At 71.0% G+C, this 908-nt stretch carries 1 pseudogene; it reads left to right on the top strand.

From position 1 onward, the window contains the following. Positions 1-595: 595 nt before the first annotated feature. A pseudogene (locus tag ON39_RS33885) lies at positions 596-908 on the top strand (hypothetical protein); the annotation flags it as partial.

Raw genomic sequence — 908 nt, 5'->3', positions numbered from 1 at the left:
GAGAGCGAGCATGCCTCCGAGAACGAGTGCGTGCCCGACAGCGAGTGCGCCCCGAAAGCGAGTGCCTGCCGCGCGGGAGCGGTCGGCGGTTCGGCGTGTGCGACGCGTGAGGTCGGCCGGCTGCTTGGCGGGTGCGTCGCGGACTTGACTGGCGGCTCGGTGGGCGTGTCGCGCGGTGATGTCCGGCGGTCCGGCGGATGTCGCGCAGGAGTGTCCCGGCCGTTCGGCAGGCTGTCGCGCGGAATTCGACTGCCCGCCAGATTGTTTCAACCAGTGCAGGATACCGTCGGCTCGGCGGGTGGGTCGCGCGGTCCGGCGTGTGCGACGCGCGAGATCGACCGGCTGCTTGGCGGGGGTCACGCGGGGTTGATCAGTTGCTTGGCGGGTGTGCCGCGAGACTGGCTGGCGGCTCGGTGGGTGTGTTGCGCTGGAGGATCCGGCGGTCCGGTGGGTGTGTCGCCCGGGATTGATCGCCGGTCCGGTGGTGCGCTGGGTGGGACTGACCCGCGGCAGGGCGGGTTGGTCGGGCATATCCGGGCCGCGTGTCGGGGGTTCTCGGGGGCGTGGGGGTGGGGTTGGCCGTTAACCTGCACGTATGCAGACCGGTGCGCTCGTCCTTGCGGCGGCTTTCGCCGAGGATCCGCTGATGACCTACATCTGGCCTCGCCGGGTGGCGCGGGAGCAGGCGTTGCCGGTGTTCTGGGAGTCGCGGATCGCGTCGCGGGCCGATACCGGCATGGTCGATTCCGCTTGCGACGCGGACGGGAACGTCGTCAGTGTCGTGCTGTGGGAGCCGCCCGGCATCGTGACATCGATCGCCAAACCGTTCGACCAGTTGCGGGCGTTGAAGGGGAGCCTGCCTCGCGCGCTAGCGGCGGCCCGCCAGATGGAGGACGTCCGGCCCGCCG

Origin of the sequence: Nocardia tenerifensis NBRC 101015, from assembly GCF_000308715.1 — a bacterium.
Lineage (GTDB): Bacteria > Actinomycetota > Actinomycetes > Mycobacteriales > Mycobacteriaceae > Nocardia > Nocardia tenerifensis.
The sequence above is the reverse complement of the archived record's forward strand: the minus strand, read 5'-3'. Positions and strand labels throughout refer to the sequence as shown.